At 41.7% G+C, this 16,571-nt stretch carries 17 protein-coding genes and 2 pseudogenes; 13 read left to right on the top strand and 6 right to left on the bottom strand.

Features of this window, described 5'->3' with window-relative positions; translation table 11 throughout:
• Positions 1-43: 43 nt before the first annotated feature.
• From H6F92_RS19600 to H6F92_RS19590, 3 genes are read left to right on the top strand one after another with little or no spacing between them, the layout of a single operon-like run.
• A complete protein-coding gene (locus tag H6F92_RS19600) occupies positions 44-2,758 on the top strand; it encodes a peptidase domain-containing ABC transporter (RefSeq protein ID WP_190359156.1) in 2,715 nt (904 codons plus the stop codon).
• Between the two features lie 33 nt (positions 2,759-2,791).
• Positions 2,792-4,486, top strand: coding sequence for a beta-barrel domain-containing protein (locus tag H6F92_RS19595; protein WP_190359155.1), 1,695 nt, complete (start codon positions 2,792-2,794; stop codon positions 4,484-4,486).
• A 51-nt stretch (positions 4,487-4,537) separates the two neighbouring features.
• Positions 4,538-5,284, top strand: a complete 747-nt coding sequence (locus tag H6F92_RS19590; RefSeq protein WP_079206177.1) for a peptidylprolyl isomerase — start codon at positions 4,538-4,540, stop codon at positions 5,282-5,284.
• Between the two features lie 136 nt (positions 5,285-5,420).
• Here the strand turns inward: H6F92_RS19590 and H6F92_RS19585 are convergent, their stop codons facing one another.
• Positions 5,421-5,582, bottom strand: coding sequence for a hypothetical protein (locus H6F92_RS19585; protein ID WP_170915400.1), 162 nt, complete (start codon positions 5,580-5,582; stop codon positions 5,421-5,423).
• Between the two features lie 444 nt (positions 5,583-6,026).
• On the opposite strand from H6F92_RS19585, the gene H6F92_RS19580 reads away from it, so the two are divergent.
• Both H6F92_RS19580 and H6F92_RS19575 read left to right on the top strand, forming a co-directional pair.
• Entirely contained in the window at positions 6,027-6,389 is a 363-nt protein-coding gene (locus H6F92_RS19580) for a DUF6972 family protein (protein ID WP_002738203.1), read from the top strand.
• Positions 6,349-6,639, top strand: a complete 291-nt coding sequence (locus H6F92_RS19575; RefSeq protein WP_002737941.1) for a hypothetical protein — start codon at positions 6,349-6,351, stop codon at positions 6,637-6,639. Before H6F92_RS19580 ends, H6F92_RS19575 begins: the two co-directional genes overlap by 41 nt.
• A 153-nt stretch (positions 6,640-6,792) precedes the next feature.
• Here the strand turns inward: H6F92_RS19575 and H6F92_RS19570 are convergent, their stop codons facing one another.
• Both H6F92_RS19570 and H6F92_RS19565 read right to left on the bottom strand, forming a co-directional pair.
• Positions 6,793-7,896, bottom strand: a complete 1,104-nt coding sequence (locus tag H6F92_RS19570; protein ID WP_190359154.1) for a T3SS effector HopA1 family protein — start codon at positions 7,894-7,896, stop codon at positions 6,793-6,795.
• Positions 7,897-7,920: 24 nt separating this feature from the next.
• Complete coding sequence (locus H6F92_RS19565) at positions 7,921-9,090, bottom strand: phosphotransferase (RefSeq protein WP_190359153.1); 1,170 nt, start codon at positions 9,088-9,090, stop codon at positions 7,921-7,923.
• A gap of 218 nt (positions 9,091-9,308) precedes the next feature.
• Here H6F92_RS19565 and H6F92_RS19560 point away from each other — a divergent pair.
• A pseudogene (locus tag H6F92_RS19560) lies at positions 9,309-9,749 on the top strand (alpha/beta fold hydrolase); the annotation flags it as partial.
• Positions 9,750-9,761: 12 nt separating this feature from the next.
• Here the strand turns inward: H6F92_RS19560 and H6F92_RS19555 are convergent.
• On the bottom strand, positions 9,762-10,712 hold the full coding sequence (locus tag H6F92_RS19555; RefSeq protein ID WP_190359152.1) for an undecaprenyl-diphosphate phosphatase: 951 nt from the start codon (positions 10,710-10,712) through the stop codon (positions 9,762-9,764).
• A gap of 714 nt (positions 10,713-11,426) precedes the next feature.
• On the opposite strand from H6F92_RS19555, the gene H6F92_RS19550 reads away from it, so the two are divergent.
• The 6 genes from H6F92_RS19550 (at position 11,427) to tpiA (ending at position 15,008) form a co-directional block, all read left to right on the top strand.
• A complete protein-coding gene (locus H6F92_RS19550) occupies positions 11,427-12,158 on the top strand; it encodes a glutathione peroxidase (RefSeq protein WP_190359151.1) in 732 nt (243 codons plus the stop codon).
• Positions 12,159-12,366: 208 nt separating this feature from the next.
• The gene (locus H6F92_RS19545; protein ID WP_043997237.1) at positions 12,367-12,717 is read left to right on the top strand and encodes a hypothetical protein; all 351 of its coding nucleotides are present in this window, start codon (positions 12,367-12,369) and stop codon (positions 12,715-12,717) included.
• Positions 12,718-12,810: 93 nt separating this feature from the next.
• Positions 12,811-13,017 (top strand): type II toxin-antitoxin system HicB family antitoxin, encoded by a 207-nt coding sequence (locus H6F92_RS19540; protein WP_002739432.1) that lies wholly within the window; start codon positions 12,811-12,813, stop codon positions 13,015-13,017.
• A gap of 2 nt (positions 13,018-13,019) precedes the next feature.
• Entirely contained in the window at positions 13,020-13,247 is a 228-nt protein-coding gene (locus H6F92_RS19535) for a type II toxin-antitoxin system HicA family toxin (protein WP_002739431.1), read from the top strand.
• Positions 13,248-13,505: 258 nt separating this feature from the next.
• Complete coding sequence (gene dps, locus H6F92_RS19530) at positions 13,506-14,039, top strand: DNA starvation/stationary phase protection protein Dps (protein WP_151696794.1); 534 nt, start codon at positions 13,506-13,508, stop codon at positions 14,037-14,039.
• A gap of 243 nt (positions 14,040-14,282) precedes the next feature.
• A complete protein-coding gene (gene tpiA, locus H6F92_RS19525) occupies positions 14,283-15,008 on the top strand; it encodes a triose-phosphate isomerase (protein ID WP_002801963.1) in 726 nt (241 codons plus the stop codon).
• Here tpiA and H6F92_RS19520 read toward each other — a convergent pair.
• Positions 15,005-15,787, bottom strand: coding sequence for a fumarylacetoacetate hydrolase family protein (locus tag H6F92_RS19520; RefSeq protein WP_190359172.1), 783 nt, complete (start codon positions 15,785-15,787; stop codon positions 15,005-15,007). The genes tpiA and H6F92_RS19520 overlap by 4 nt on opposite strands.
• A 145-nt stretch (positions 15,788-15,932) precedes the next feature.
• On the opposite strand from H6F92_RS19520, the gene rpsF reads away from it, so the two are divergent.
• Positions 15,933-16,322 (top strand): 30S ribosomal protein S6, encoded by a 390-nt coding sequence (rpsF, locus tag H6F92_RS19515; protein WP_002769143.1) that lies wholly within the window; start codon positions 15,933-15,935, stop codon positions 16,320-16,322.
• Between the two features lie 6 nt (positions 16,323-16,328).
• Here the strand turns inward: rpsF and H6F92_RS19510 are convergent.
• Positions 16,329-16,571, bottom strand: a pseudogene (locus H6F92_RS19510) (Uma2 family endonuclease); the annotation flags it as partial.

Genomic DNA, 16,571 nt, shown 5'->3' with positions numbered 1-16,571 from the left:
CTATTAAGTGCTATTAAGTGTTTGCAACACTATCGAGGGAGAAATGACTACCAAAGAATATCTATCTGGTCTAATCGGTCAATTTTTATCAGAAGAGGATTTAGCCAGTTTAGTTGAGTCGGCTGAATTTTCAAAACCTAACCCCGGTTTGTTGTTGGAAAGTATCTCAGCATCCGATGGCTTATATATTTTGGTCGCTGGCAAAGTAAGACTGGTTAACAGTAGCCTGGACTTAATTAGCACCCTGCATCCGGCTCAACTATTTGGGGAATGTACTTTGTTTCCTGAAGCCGGTTTTTTAGATTATGCTGTCAGGGTTTCGCCTCAAGCAGAGCTATGTTATATTCCTGGTAAAGTTTTGCGCTCTATCATTCATAAAAATTCCCGATTTAAGGAGTATTTGTACAATTTAGCTACCGCTAAAGATAATGAACAAAAAAGTAAATTTTCCATCAATACTCAACTAGATTTATCCGTAAAGGACGACCAGGAACTAATTGCGGGAATTAGCACAATCAAAGATGAAATATATCTAAAAACCCACAAGCAAAAAGTTAACAAGGCTTATTTCCCTAGCCCCACTCAGCGCGTTACTCATCTATGGCAGCATATTACTAGACGCTATCCTTTTTTTGAGCAACAAAGTGGTTCTGACTGTGGTGCTGCTTGTTTAGTAATGGTTGCCCGTTATTGGGGCAAAAAGTTTAGTGTCAACCGCATTCGAGATATTGCTAATGTAGATGCCAATGGGGCTTCTTTGCGAGGACTATCCGCTGCGGCGGAAAGTATCGGATTTTCCACTAGACCAGTTAAAGCCAGTATTGACCAACTGGCTAAACAAAAATTACCCGCAATCGCTCACTGGGAAGGTAATCATTATATTGTCGTTTATGAAATCACTCGCAATCAAGTCATTGTTGCTGACCCTGCTATTGGTCAACGGAGTTTAACATATCCAGAATTTAAAACAGGTTGGCAGGGTTATACACTACTCCTACAACCGACAGCTTTAATCAAGGAACTCAAAAATCATACTACCCCATTTTGGCAATTTTTTAATTTAGCCAGTCCTCACGGTCAAGTATTGCTAGAAGTATTTATTGCTTCCTTAGTCATTCAAATTTTCGGATTAGTTACCCCACTATTTACTCAGTTACTCCTCGACCGGGTAGTTGTTCAAGGCAGTACATTAACCTTAACGGCTGTGGGATTAGGGTTAGTCATTTTTGGTTTATTTCGGGTTGCTTTGACTGGGTTACGACAATATCTCCTCGACCACACTGCCAACAAAGTAAATTTAGCCATGATTGTGGGATTTATTACCCACACTTTCCGATTACCCCTGCGTTTTTTTGAGTTTCGCTATGTGGGGGATATCATGGCCAGGCTGCAGGAAAACCGCAAGATTGAGAGATTTCTAACGGGTGAAGCCCTATCTATTGTATTAGATTTACTCACGGTCTTTATCTATGTGGGACTTATGTTCTGGTATAGCTGGAAAATGGCTTTACTGGCATTAGTCATTGTGCCACCTTTTTTCCTGCTTGCTATCATTGCTACTCCTTTCCTACAAAAGATATCCAGAGAAATATTTGCGGCCTTAGCGGAAGAAAGTGGTTATTTAATCCAATCTTTGACTGGTGTACGCACGGTCAAATCTCTGGCAATTGAGCAAGTAGTGCGCTGGCGTTGGGAGGAGTTTCTCAACAAGTCAATTCGCAAAAACTTTTCTGGGCAGATTATTAGCAACCGACTCCAAGTATTTAGCTTAACCATTGAATCTTTAGTGACCACTGGGCTGCTTTGGTTTGGCGCTTGGTTAGTGATTCAAGGAGAATTAACCATCGGGCAGTTGGTGGCTTTTAATATGTTAATTGGCAATGTAATAAACCCTTTTCAGCGGTTAACGGTTCTATGGAATGAGTTACAGGAGGTAATTATTGCAGTAGAGCGAATTAATGATGTGATTGATACCGAACCAGAGGAAGATTTGCAATCTCAGGCTCGTTATTATTTAACAGATTTACGAGGAGATATTATTTTTGACAAGGTGACATTTCGTTACCACCCAGAAAGCGAAACTAATGTTTTAGAGAATCTCAGCTTTGAAATCAAAGCCGGACAGACTGTAGCTTTAGTGGGGCGTTCTGGTTCAGGAAAAACTACTATTTCTAAGCTAGTTTTGGGGCTATATACCCCTACAGATGGGAAGATTTTCATTGATGGTCATGACATAACTAGCATTTCTTTATCTTCTTTGCGTCAAAGGGTTGGTGTTGTTGACCAGGATACTTTTTTATTTGGTGGCACAATTCGGGACAACTTGACCCTAGCGCGACCTTCTGCAACTCAGGCGGAAATTATCGAAGCCGCTCAATTAGCAGGTGCTGACGAGTTTATTCAAAAGTTACCGATGAGTTATGAAACCCAGATTGGTGAAGGTGGAGGGTTATTGTCTGGTGGTCAACGGCAAAGATTAGCCATCGCTAGGGCGTTATTAGGCAATCCTCGTCTATTGATTTTTGATGAGGCAACTTCCCACTTAGATGTGGAGTCGGAGCGAATTATTCAGACTAATTTGAATAGAATTCTTAAGGGACGTACTACATTAATTATTGCCCATCGCTTATCTACCGTTAGAAATGCTCATATAATTTTAGTTTTAGATAGAGGAGTATTAATAGAGCAAGGAAATCACGAGCAGTTAATGGCAAAAAAAGCGCATTATTACTATTTAAATCATCAGCAACTTAACTAATGTTCATAAATCTGAGCAAGATTTTCATAAATTATGACCCAGTTTAATGAGATTAACCAAGCAGACTTAAATGGTCGTAAAAGCGACCAAAATCTACCAGGAAGTAACCTAAATTCTTCGGCGGATTGGTCTTTTGCCACAAAGGAACTGTTGGATGCGTTACCTCAGCGGTGGACGCGAGGACTGCTCTATTTTTTAATCGTTTTTGTGGCGATCGCTTTGCCCTGGGGAATGTTGTCTCGGGTAGATGAAACGGGTAGTGCTAGGGGACGGTTAGAACCGCAAGGTGGTACAATTAAGCAAAAGCTAAATTTAACCTATACATCTGCGGCTCTTAATTCCCAAACGGCTAAAGTTGAAATGCTAAATATTGAAGAAGGAGACATGGTAAAAGCTGGGGATATTTTAATGGAACTGGACAGTCTCCCTATTCGTGAGCGAATTACCCAACTGCAAATTCAACTACAAAGTCAAAATAATCGGCTGAATGCACTAAAGCAACAAAAAAATCAGCTAGAAACCGAACTGCGTACCCAAGAACGGCAAAATCAGTCCCAACAATTAGAGAAACTATCTCAGGTAGAACAAGCTCGACAAACCTTTCAGTCTCTTAAGACAACATACAATTTGCAAGAACAGGAAAAACTGACTCAAATTGCTCAAGCGGAGCAAAATCTGGCAGCACTCAGAAGAACCTTAAATTTACAAAGAGAAGAGAAACTGACTCAAGTTGCCCAAGCCAAACAACAGTTAGAGGATAGCAACACCGCTTATAATTTAGCAGAATTGCGCTTACAAAAAGCCTTGAGGGAAGTCGAACGTTACCAGAATCTTTTCCATAATGGGGTGATAGCGGAAGTTCGGGTCGTTGAACAGGAAAATATCGCCGATGAAAGACAAAGTATTTGGAAGCAAAGTCAAGCAGATATTGAGCAAGCCAGACTGCGATTAGAAGAGCAGAAAAGCAGTTATGAGAGAATTGTTAATCAAGGGAAGGCGGATATTGAGCAAGCGGAGTTACGATTAATCGAACAAAAGAGGATTTATGAGAGAATTGTTAATCAAGGGGAAGCGGACATTGAGCAAGCGAAGTTGCGTTTAGCCGAGCAAGAGAATAGTGTTCAAACCCTTACTCATGCGGGGGAAATTGCTCTGTCTAAAATTCAAGAACAGCTAAAAAGTTTGGATAGCCAAATCAGTAGTCTTAAATCTGAGGTGACGCAAACAAAGAAAGAAATTGATTCTTTGAAGTTTGAGTTAGAGAAACGGATTGTTAGAGCCCAAGAAGGAGGCACTATTTTTAGTTTGCCGATTACTGGGGTGGGAGATGTGGTACAACAAGGAGGAATGATTGTAGAAATAGCGCCCCAAGAAGCGAATATTTTATTGAAAGCAGAAATGGCCACTACACAAAGTGGGTCATTACAGAAAGGAATGGCGGTTAAGATGAAATTTGATGCTTATCCTTTTCAGGACTATGGGGTAGTTGATGGAAGTTTAATCAAAATTTCTCCAACTACCAAAATGCAAGAAACATCTCAGGGACGAGTAGCAATTTATGAACTAGAAATTCATTTAAATCAAACTTGTATTCCTAGTGCTAATGACTGTATTCCATTACGTCCGGGAGATACGGCTACCGCTGAGGTGGTGGTGCGTCAGCGTCGCGTTATTGATTTTATTCTTGACCCATTCAAGAAGTTACAAAAAGGAGGTTTAGAATTGTAAAAACTTTTTGGCAATCTCTCGATGTTGTAGTTTTTTCAGGAAAAATTAATCATGTCACAATCTATTACCATTACTGCTGAAGATATTCTGAAACAAGTTAAGCTGTCTTTAAAAACTTCTGAACTCATAGAAGCAATTATTACCCGTAAAATGATCGCCAATACGGCAGAAGAGGTAGGAATCAAGCTAGAAGCTGAGGAGCTTCAAGAGATGGCAGACAAATACCGAAAAATGTATAAACTTCTTAGTGAAGAGGATACCTGGGCTTGGATGAAAAAAAATCATCTGTCTTTAGATGATTTTGAAGAATTTGTGTACTATCAAGGTCTTTCCACAAAACTAGCTGTTCATCTTTTTGCGGATAAAATTGAGCCATATTTTTATGAGCATCAATTAGATTATGCTGGGGTAGTAATGCATGAAGTAGTGTTAGAAGATGAAGATTTAGCGATGGAATTATTTTATTCTATTCAGGAAGGGGAAATGAGTTTCTATGATGTGGCTCACAAGTATATTGAGGATAAAGAGTTACGCCGAAAAGGAGGATATCGAGGGATACTGTCTCGTAAAGATTTGAAGCCAGAAATTTCGGCGGCTGTTTTTGCGGCGACACCACCAGAGGTTCTTAAACCGATTGTGACTTCTAAGGGAGTGCATCTAATTTTAGTTGAAGAGATTATTGAAAGGAAGCTAGACAACTGGCTTCGCAATAAAATTGCGACAGATCTATTTAACGAGTGGGTTAGTAACTCTCTGATTCACTTCCAAGCTAATAAAAATATTGAGATTTGCAATTAAGTTTTTTTAAAAAATATCAAATAAACCGAGATAATAAAACTATCTCGGTTTCATTTTTTGGGAACCTCGAAAAATCATAACAAAAGCAATTAATCAAAGTCTCCTATTCTCTTCAACTTAAATGCAAGATATTTTGCTACCATTGAACGCAAAGGGCAGTCCAAAGAATTCGGAAACCCCGCCATCCACCTAATGTATCAAGCATTTCCGAATCGGTCAATTCATGCATATAACTTTCAGAATCCGAGAACAAATCTGCACCAGCAGGACGTAAGTCAGAAATAGTAATATTAGCCATTTTCGTTTCCTCTTGGAATAAGTTTTACTTTGAGGTAATCAGATTAATTATGCTCTTCCTTTCCCTATGACTCTTATTGTTGCCTAACTCTCAAATAATGACAAGGGGTTGAGCAACTTTAAAATTCATCTAACTAGCACAATTATGTCTCAATTTTACCGACCAAAACACCGTAATTTCACGTAGATTATGACCGCAAATTACCATGATTTCGTATCAGCGAGCTTTGTTTTTGAGACAGAACTAACACAATTATGTCTTTTTTATATCTCTCTCCCCTGGGTTCGGGTGGTGGCGGGTCAAAAAAATAGCCCTATGCCCTAATGAGACTAAACTTTAGCGATGGGCCGATCGCTACTTTATTTTAAGATAGGCGATAAGCCTGACGGCATAGCGACCCTTACCGCTTTTTGTTATAGTAAGATGGCTAGTTAAACAAATCACATGAGTGGTATTAACAGAGAAATATATCTAGAAAACCGAACCAGTCTGATTGACAAACATTTACCCGAAACCGAAAAATCCCAAAGAGAACTGGAAATCGAAGGAATCGTCTATTTGTTTAACAATCGCCAGACAATGGAGAGAGTGGCAGAGGAAATTAAGCAAAGAGGAGAGAGAACGGGAGCAGCAGATTCAGAAGACAAATACGAACGCTATGGATTATTTTTTGCCGAACCAATTGGGTATATCCTAAAATTAGATGGAACGAGAATCCCTCTCCACTATGGAGAAATAAAAATAAAAAAAAGCACAGGAAAATATCATGTCATACCTCGTACCAGACCGCGCACCACAAAATCCTGAAAACGCAAAAACGCAAATTACGCCAACAGAAAAAACACAATGGGAATTTGCCGAAATCTGGGTAGATCCTTGGCTTTCACCCCCCTATATTCTGATGTTAGTTAAAGAACAATCCGGTAAATTCTCGATTCAAAATCCCGCACAAAACTATCAATCTATCTTTACCAGCGATACTTACGAAGAAAGTCTTATGTGGTTACTGGAAGATGAATATGAGCGAGTCACAGGTCGCTTTTGCCAACCAGAGTAAAAGCAAGGCGATAAGCCTATTTTACCCGAAAAAGAAACCCGGTTTCTGAGTCTCCGAGTTCTGCGCCAAGAAAGAAACCGGGGTTTTTTCTATGCTTTACCCAGAATAACTCAGGAAAATAGTAAAAACCCGGTTTCTGATTTTCTCTTAGCATCAGCTTGCCAACTCTAATCCCTGATAAACATCCTCAGAATCAGCATTCAAATAAGGACGCTGCCAATCAATCCCCAACCCAGAAAACTGCTCAGAAATAGCAGTAATGCGACCCACCGCAGAATTGTCCTCCTGTTGCCAAGCCATCAACAACCCATTGGCTATAATCTGACAGCGATTCATCCCAAAACTTTCCTCACTGCCAAACTTTTTGTCCGGTTCCTCCGCTAACCCCAATCCCGGTGCTAACTCCAGAGTAAATAAAGGTATTTCAGGCTTAAAAACAGACTGATTCTGCTGATAAACATTAGCCACAACCTGCCTCACCAACTCATAATCTGTTTTGCCAAAATAAAGCACCCCAGCATCATATCGTTGATAATCAACTGGATTATATAAAGCCTTAAAACTAAAAGGAATCCCCCTCTCATTTAACCTTTCAGTCAACCCAGTCATCACAGCCACCGCGCCTTCGGGAGTAACGTTAAAATAGAGCCGCACCATCGCTTCCTCTCTCTGTAAACCGGCATTACCCACCGCCATATAAAAGCCATTTTGCACCAAATTCTTAGGCATCAAAATTGACACAACATCCCCCACAGCCGCCGCTTTTTCAGACTCTTGAAGATGCTTGTCCCGTTGGATATGCAGTCGCAAACCGCCCTTAGTCACAGCCAAACTGCCATCGGTTTCCTCTCTCAAAATTGACCAACCTGAATCAAAATATCCCTCCCCCTTGTTCGCTGCTTCCAACTGTAAATAAAAGTCCATAGCTACGCCAGCAAAACTATTATTCTCCAAATCTAATTGCTGACCCTTATTCTCAGAACCTAATGCTTGCGATGCTTGCATCGACCCATTATAATAAATGCCATAAAGAAAACTCCTCAACTGTAAGCTCATATATTTATCCTGTATTTCCTTCGGTAAAGCCTGAATCCGAGACAACATCTCAGCCGGCATTTCCCAGGGTTGATAGTTAGGATGACGGATCGAAAAATCAGCGGAAATTTCAAGATTTTCAACAATATCTAGCAAAACTTCCTTTAACCGACCTCTAACCTCAGGGGCTAAATGATGAAATTGAGAATTAAGTAATGACATAATTTTTCAAGATACTCAACGATATTAAACTTGGCCAACAACAGAAGAATTCATCTGATTTAACTGAGTAGCAGTAGCCCCAAAAATCGTAGGCATTGATGATTCAGGACGACATAACAAAGCCTTGGCTACCTGAAGCATAGCAATTCCAGTATTATTAAAGATTTTTTGATACTGAACCATGGCCAAAATTGCAATAATTAAAGAAAAACCGGCCAACTGGACTACTTGCTTTAAGAAATCAGGACGATATTCTAAGATTTCTGGGAAAGTTTCTAAATAAGCTAAAGTTAACCCACCGATAGATGGCTGCAGTAATTCTAGGGGAGTAGTGGCTAGTCGCAGAGACTCTTCAATACTGAGAGAATTACTAATCACCAAGCTACCCAACCAAATTTGTAGATAACTAGCGATTGCCATTCCCAAATCAAATGCTGGATCTCCCCAATCAGACCTTTCCCAATCAATCAACCGGATCACATTTCCATTAATATCTTCCCAGTTTCGATTCAGAAGAATATTATTCAGCTTGATGTCATTGTGAGTCAGACAAATAGGAGAAATAGTTTCACTGGCTCGATGAACTGCTTCTCCTAAGCTATCATATCGTTGATAAAGTGCAAAAAATTTCAATCCATCCATCGGAGCCATGCCAAAAATTTCAGGACCGATCCTTTCCAAACTCTCTAATAATAGCGGAGATACTTTCGGTTTTCCAGCAAACTCTTCTTTAACAAAAAATTCCCGATAAATACTCTGATTCCAGGTATCACGGTGAATTGTCGCCAAACAACTGCCGATTTGAGTAGCAACCTGAGCCGGAAAGAGATTCTCTTTAGAATAAAACTCTGCTAAATCCTGATAATTATCCAGATAAGTAGAAACTAAAATTGAGTTATCAGCATCGTGGAGCAGTAATTCTGGCAGAAAAATACGCCAATGGTCAATTTCAGGAAAGTTCTCTAGAAATTTTGGGATTCGCCATTCCCCAAAAAACTCACCCACCGTTTCCTTTTCTAAATTAATAAATTGTTCTTGTTTAACCAGTAACTTTCGCCCCTCTGGTAAAGTCACTAATAAGTTAAAATTTTTAGCCTGAATCTGCTCTACTCCCGGATTTTCTTGTAAGCGATCGCAGATTTTTTGGTCGATTAAATAGTCATAAACATTTTGAGAACTTAACACAAATTTCATAATTACAATTATTCTCAAATATCGCTGATCTGTTTTTATTGATTTTAATTATAATTGATGATAGCCTTATTGCCAAGCTATTCATCTGCATTAAAAAAACATAATTAACACAATTATGTCTAAACTTCAACTAATCGCGCCAGTCAACCTACCTGTTAGATTGGTTTAGGGCTAATTGCGATCGCTCTATAGACAAAGAAACCGGGTTTCTCCACAGGGACAAGGCGGCTTTTGCTGCCTTTCATAAATTCGGTAAGTATGTGGTACAGTTTCGTTATGATTGGTTTTTAAAAGTACCTTTTGCCGATCGATTATTTATGGCGAGATTTTTGCATCGATCGATCCCAAAATCAGAAAGAATTGCTTTTTTAGAAGATTTTTTAGCGGCAGATTACGAGGCCGCCCTAGGCACAATTTATACATCTGTGAGTAAAAAAGCAGTGGAAATTATGCCGGGTAAATTTGCCGAGATTAAAATACCAACTCTTTTAGTATCAGGGGAAAAAGACATTATTATCCCTGCCAAAATGGGTAAAATGGCGGCGGATTTGAATAATAATATCCAGTATGTGGAGATGGCTAATACCGCTCACTTTCCCATGTTAGAAGATGCCCCCACTTATCTAAAAAAATTGCAAGATTTTTTAGAAATTAATTAGAATGCCAAAAGGTCAGGAAAAACGCCCCAAGGCCACACCAATCAGGATAGTAACCCCGAAAAAGAGACGATACCAGACAAAAACCCAGGTACTCTGTTTTTTGAGATAATCTAATAACCAAGCGATCGAAAGATAGGAAAATAGCGCCGAGGAAATTACCCCAATAGCCAGGGGAATTAGTTCACTGGTGTTAATCTGGTCGAGAACGCCTTTAAATTCCACTAAACCGGCTAAAGTTATCGCCGGAATGCCTAACAGAAAGGAAAATCGCGCCGCTACGGCCCTTTCTAAACCCATGAATAACCCGGCAGTTAAGGTGGACCCAGAACGAGATACCCCCGGTATGAGGGCTAAAGCTTGGGCTAATCCCATTAAAACCCCGTCTTTTTGTCGCAAAGTCTCGAAACTGCGTTTATGTTTCCCGATTTTTTCGGCCGTACCTAAGAGTAAAGACATGACTATGGAGGCACAGGCGATCGCTGTCATGCTTCTCAGGGGGGAATTATCTAAATCGGGAATGAAAAGTTTCATTAACAAACCGAAGAAAACGATCGGAATTGTGCCTAGGATAATCCCCAGGGCTAAACGAAAATCCTGGGAACGATAATCGGAACTAGCCACGGCTTTCACCATTCCCGTGGATATTTGCCTTAAATCCTGCCAAAAATAGGACAATACCGCCGCAATACTGCCCAATTGAATCACTGCCGTATAGGTGACACCGGGATCCCCCCAACCCAAAAAGACGGGAATCGCTTTTAAATGGGCGGTACTGCTAATCGGCAAAAATTCCGTCACTCCCTGCACAAATCCCAAAAAAATCGCCTGTAACCAGTTAATTTTTGCCAGAGGTATGGCGCTAGTGGTTGATTGGGCAATGGTGGCGGGTGTAATCGCCAAAATCACCGTTATTATCGCTATTCCTAGCCATTTATAACTTTTTTTCAGTAAGGAAAACATCATTTTTCAGTAAAAAAAGGGATGGGGTTTAGGGTGTGGGGAGCTTTTTTCAGTTATCAGTAAACAGTAACCAGTAATCAGTGAAAAGACAACAGCAATTTCCCTTTTAGTAAACAATAAAAAGTAATCAGTGAAAAGAAGGCTCCGGACTTGCCACTTAATACCTGGACTTCCCCCGTATAAACATACTAGCTATGGCTAAAAGTCTTACAGAGCCTGAGTTCAAGCAATAAAATACCAATGCACTACTGGACACAAAATCCTGAAGTTCTTACGCAGATAGGGTTTGAGGCAAAAATTTTCAAATTTGACCTTTAGACCATTATAGCTTGTTTTGGGGCAGAAAACCAGCAAAAACATGGCTACAGAGCGAATCCCTTACTCTAGAGATTAATGACACTATCTGTTAAAATCAGGTTAGCGATCACTATACAGCCAACTCTACGGAATCGCTCTACTCCAGATACAGTCAACGGTACAGCCATTTTCAAGTGAAAAATGTACCCAGTAGCCTCTTTTCAATTTTTTCTTAGAAGCTCCATGCAGTAAGGGTTTTGTTAATTTTCTAGTATTTATGTATGGGGGAAGTCCAGTAATACTATTCACTGATCGCTAATTTAAGTATAAATACTTGTTGACAACTCATAGTCGTTATGAGTACACTTAATTTACACAAACTCGAAATGAGTACGACTTAACGATTAGGAGTTGAAGATTATGCTACCAAACCGAGAAGGAGAGAGAGTTCCCGATGTCACCTTTCCCGTGCGTCAAAATAATCAATGGGTGAACATCACCAGCGAGGAATTATTCACAGGAAAAACCGTTGTTCTTTTTGCCTTACCCGGGGCATTCACTCCCACCTGTTCCACCTCCCATTTACCCGGATATAACGAATTAGCCCCAGTTTTTCGGGAAAATGGCGTAGATACTATTGTTTGCTTGTCGGTGAATGATACCTTTGTCATGAACGAGTGGGCAAAAGATCAAGAATGTGATAATGTCGTCTTGATTCCCGACGGTAACGGCGAATTTAGCGCAGGAATGGGGATGTTAGTCGATAAAGCTGACTTAGGTTTCGGTCAACGTTCTTGGCGCTATTCGATGCTAGTCAAAGATGGTGTTATCGAGAAAATGTTCATTGAACCGGAAGAACCGGGAGATCCTTTCAAAGTCTCCGATGCAGAAACGATGTTAAACTACATCAACCCAGAAGCCAAAAAACCGCCTTTAGTCTCTCTTTTCTCGAAAGTCGGCTGTCCCTACTGCCTCCGGGCCAAGAAAATGTTAGAAGAAAAAGGCCTACAATACGAAGAAATTATCCTCGGACGGGATGCCACCAGTCGTTCTCTGCGGGCCATGAGTGGTAATACCACCACCCCACAAGTCTTCATTGACGGCCAATTAATTGGCGGTTCGGAAGAATTAGCGGCTTATTTAGGAGCATAATCAATCAGTTAGACCTCAAGTTATCTTTCCATTGCAACTGGAGAGATATCTGTGAGAGGTTTTGCCCGGGCAAGTTAGAGCTTTTTTGTTGGGTGTGATTGTAGTCTGATGTATTTCGTTAATCATTTATAGCGTTTCTCAGTCTTATAAAGTACACCATCTGTTGCCTGTTCCCTAACTAAAACCAGAAACTTTGTGCCTCACAAGTATGAGAATTGCTGATTTTGTGAAAGCCCGTGACTTCATAAAGCCAAATGAAAAGGTAGTCGTTATCTTTACAGAGGGAAAACACTTTGTTCTCCACGATGACAACACTGGTTCAACGGGTCAGTGGAAGATCGATCCCAATCGTGAAGTTGACCGTATTATTCTTTATCATCGTGATTATGAGAATAATGCGAATAATTTGTACATAGCGAACCATGCTGGTGCAGAGCCAGCAGACAGGGAAGGTCGATACGACATTCGATTAACTCATGTTCAGTACATAGGGGCAACATCCGTAAATTGGGTTGAGTTTGCTGAAGGTGGGCAAAACCCAATTCGGTATCTTCCTTGATGTAGCTTTGATTACTGAAGGTTCTTGTCATCCACTAATAGGTAGGTGAGAACACGAGGTAAACTATAAGCGGGGAGATTGTGGTGAAAACTTATGAAGTTGACTGTAACACTTGACCGTGACGAAGATGGAGTTTGGGTTGTAGAATGCCCCAGCATTCCGGGTTGTGTCAGCCAAGGTAAAACGAGAGCAGAAGCTCTTGAAAATATCAGAGATGCAATTATCGCCTGCCTTCAAGTTCGTGCAGAACGTGGGCTACCCCTAACGATTGAAACTCACCAAGTAGAGGTAATGGCATAATCATGTCCTCTGCTCTTCCTGTTCTCAGCGGACGTGAGGTAGTCCGAGTATTTGAAACCTTTGGCTGGCAAGTTGCGCGTCAAAGTGCAAGCCATATTATCATGGTTAAGGAGGGCGAACAGGTAACACTCTCTGTTCCTGATCATCGTGAAGTGGCAAAGGGTACGCTTCGTAGTCTTATTCGTACTGCTGGAATTACGGTACAAGAATTTGTTTCTGGCATGAGATGAGCGATAAGAGAGGTCTGATAATTCGAGTGCAGCAGACGGACGAAGGCTGCTGATGCTCAGTTCAAGGTTGTCTGATGCCGCTGATTCGAGCCGTTACTTGTACTGAGCGCATTGGAAGTATCAGTTATCAGCTACTTGTTTTCCGAATTAATTGGCCGTTTTTCAGTTTATTATCAACGTCCAATAGGATCAAAATCAGTCCCTTATGCACCCACAAAAATTATCGAGTATTCTGTTAACTGATCAAGGAGAAAAATTATGGTAGCCACTCCAGTCAAAACCAAAACCACGGGACAATACTACGCCACCCGCATCGATTTAGCATTAGATATCCGCAAAGCTGTTATTGAAATCTTAAGCCAAACCCTTGCCGCTAGTTTGGACCTAAAAACTCAGGTTAAACAGGCCCACTGGAACGTTAAAGGTTTAAATTTCTACCAATTGCACAGCCTCTTCGACGAAATGGCCACGGAATTAGAAGACTATGGGGACATGGTAGCCGAACGGATTACCGCTTTAGGTGGAACCGCCTTGGGAACAGCACGCATCGCCGCCGCTAACTCAATTCTGCCGGAATATCCTGCTGATATCGTCGATGGTAGTGAACATATCGTTGCTTTAGCCGAACGTTATGCCTTATACGCTTCCCATCTTCGTTCTGCTATTGATACCACTGGCAATCAAGGGGATGCCGACACAGCAGATCTCTATACGGAAATCTCCCGGGACATCGATAAACGTCTCTGGTTCCTAGAAGCGCATCTGATTAAATCGGAAGATGTTATCGGTTAAATATAGATAAATTTGGGGTGTGTTAACGTAGCTTAATACACCTTGGATTTTGGAACTGGTCCCTTGCATCCCCACATCACGCCTAGGGTGGTTGGTAGGGGCCTAGGGCATAGCTTAGAGGTAAAAGTATTAAAGAAATCTGTTCACGACCAACAGCGATTATCGGTGATCTTGCTTAGGGTAACAAAAAGGCTTACAGTAAAATGTGCCATAAATTATCAAATCTACTAAATTAATTAAGCTGTGCCGAAAGTTGTTATTGCAGGTAACTGGAAAATGCACAAAACTCAAAGAGAAGCTTTGGAGTTTTTGCAAGATTTTAAATCCCATCTAGAGGAAACCCCGGACGACCGAGAAGTAGTTCTTTGCGCGCCTTTTACAGCTTTAGCTGTCCTCTCTAAAACCCTCCACGGTGGTCGTATTCGCTTGGGGGCGCAAAATGTCCACTGGGAAAAATCGGGGGCTTATACGGGCGAAATCTCGGCGGATATGTTAACCGAAATTGGGGTTCACTATGTGGTTATCGGTCACAGTGAACGCCGGCAATATTTCGGCGAAACCGATGAAACCGTCAATTTAAGGGTCATATCTGCCCAAAAACAAGGTTTAATCCCGATTATCTGCGTGGGAGAAAGTAAAGCCCAAAGAGATGCCGGAGAAACGGAAAAGGTAATTATCAAGCAAATTCAAGGGGGTTTAGTCAATGTTGACCAAAAAAACCTCGTTATCGCCTACGAACCCATCTGGGCGATTGGCACGGGGGAAACCTGCGAAAGCGAGGAAGCGAACCGCGTTATCGGTTTGATTCGGCAACAATTAGACAATCCCGAAGTAACCATTCAGTACGGTGGTTCGGTAAAACCCGATAATATCGATGAAATTATGGCTCAATCGCAGATAAACGGGGCTTTAGTCGGTGGGGCTAGTCTAGACCCCGCCGTATTCGCTAGGATTGTTAATTATCGCTAATCGATTTCTGCTGCCATGACGCGATTTTCCAAAACCCCGATGCCTTCTATTTCCACTCGAACCTGATCCCCCACCTGCAGCGGTCCGATTCCTTCGGGAGTTCCCGTTAAAATCACATCCCCCGGCAGCAGGGTCATCACTTGGGAGATATAAGCCACCAAGACATCGGGGGGAAAGACCATATCGCTGAGATAACTGCTTTGTTTGGGGTCGCTGCCATCATTGAGAAAAGTGGTTAATTGCGCCCCGATACTCAGTTCCCGGACAATCCAGGGGCCGAGGGGACAAAAACTGTCAAATCCTTTCGCCCGCGTCCATTGGCTATCTTTTTTCTGTAAATCCCTAGCGGTGACATCGTTAGCAATGGTATAACCCCAGATTTTGCTTCTGGCTTGGGCTGTGGTGCAGTTTTTGGCGGTTTCTCCGATAATTAATGCTAATTCTCCCTCATAATCTACTCTTTCCGATTGGGGCGGATAGAAAATCGTTTCACCATCGGCGATAATTGTCGTCGGTGGCTTGAGAAATAAAAGCGGTTCGCCCGGTACAGGTGTTCCCATCTCGGCGGCGTGGGCCGGGTAATTTTTGCCTACAGCAATAATTTTCGACGGGAAACAGGGGGCTAATAGTTGGTAGCTATCAGGTTCTAATTCTATTTTGGTTAGTTGCCCTCCTTGCCAGGGAGGGGCATCAAAGACGGCAACGCTACGGTTTAGCTGTAACAGTCCGTAGAAGATTTGTCCTTGACGATGTTTCACTCGTACATAGCGTTGCGCCATATTTTTCTGGGAATGACTAGCGATCGACTCTCGGATAGTAGTATGATCATATATCCTTGCTTCTTTATTAAAGGCTAGAGAGTTATTAAAATCAATTAACCTCTGGCCTTGACAAAGAAGCCTTCTAGTCCATAAGGATTCTGAGATGAGCAATAACTACGAAACTCTTTACATTCTCCGTCCCGATTTAGGGGAAGAAGTCGTTCAGCAACAGGTGGAACGTTATCGAACTCTGATTAGCGAACACAGCGCCACAGACATTCAAGTTAAGGTGTGGGGTAAAAAACGTCTGGCCTATCCCATCAAAAAACTCAATGATGGTGTCTATGTGCAGATGAATTATCAGGCCAGCGGCAAACAAGTCGCCCCCATGGAACGGGCCATGCGTTTAAGTGATGAGGTTATTCGTTATTTAACCCTAAAACTCGATCGCGTGGTGGCCCCCCCTGCGGATTTATCTCCCTTAACGGAAATTCCGCCCTCTCCTATCACCGAAGCGGTGGTGGAAGATGACGGTATCTCCGCTGAAGATTAATTATAGTCACAACTGTGTCGGGTCAATGCCCAATTCCCGTAATCGGGCAAAAGCGCGATCGCGTTCTTGTTGTGCTTGGTTGCGTTCCTCAAAGAGGGTTTCAGGGTCTTTAAATCGTTCCCCATTGGGATAAAAGACCTCTAAACCCTCTTCAAACATCTCAAACCGAATCCCTAGGATTGGGGAAGTCCAGGGAAAATTCAAGGCCGTTACAGGGAAAAAATCCTCTTGCTGATTGGCCCGCACCAA

The sequence above is a fragment of the Microcystis wesenbergii FACHB-1317 genome, from assembly GCF_014696875.1.
GTDB classification, from domain to species: domain Bacteria; phylum Cyanobacteriota; class Cyanobacteriia; order Cyanobacteriales; family Microcystaceae; genus Microcystis; species Microcystis wesenbergii_A.
This window is presented reverse-complemented; position numbering and strand designations above follow the sequence as displayed.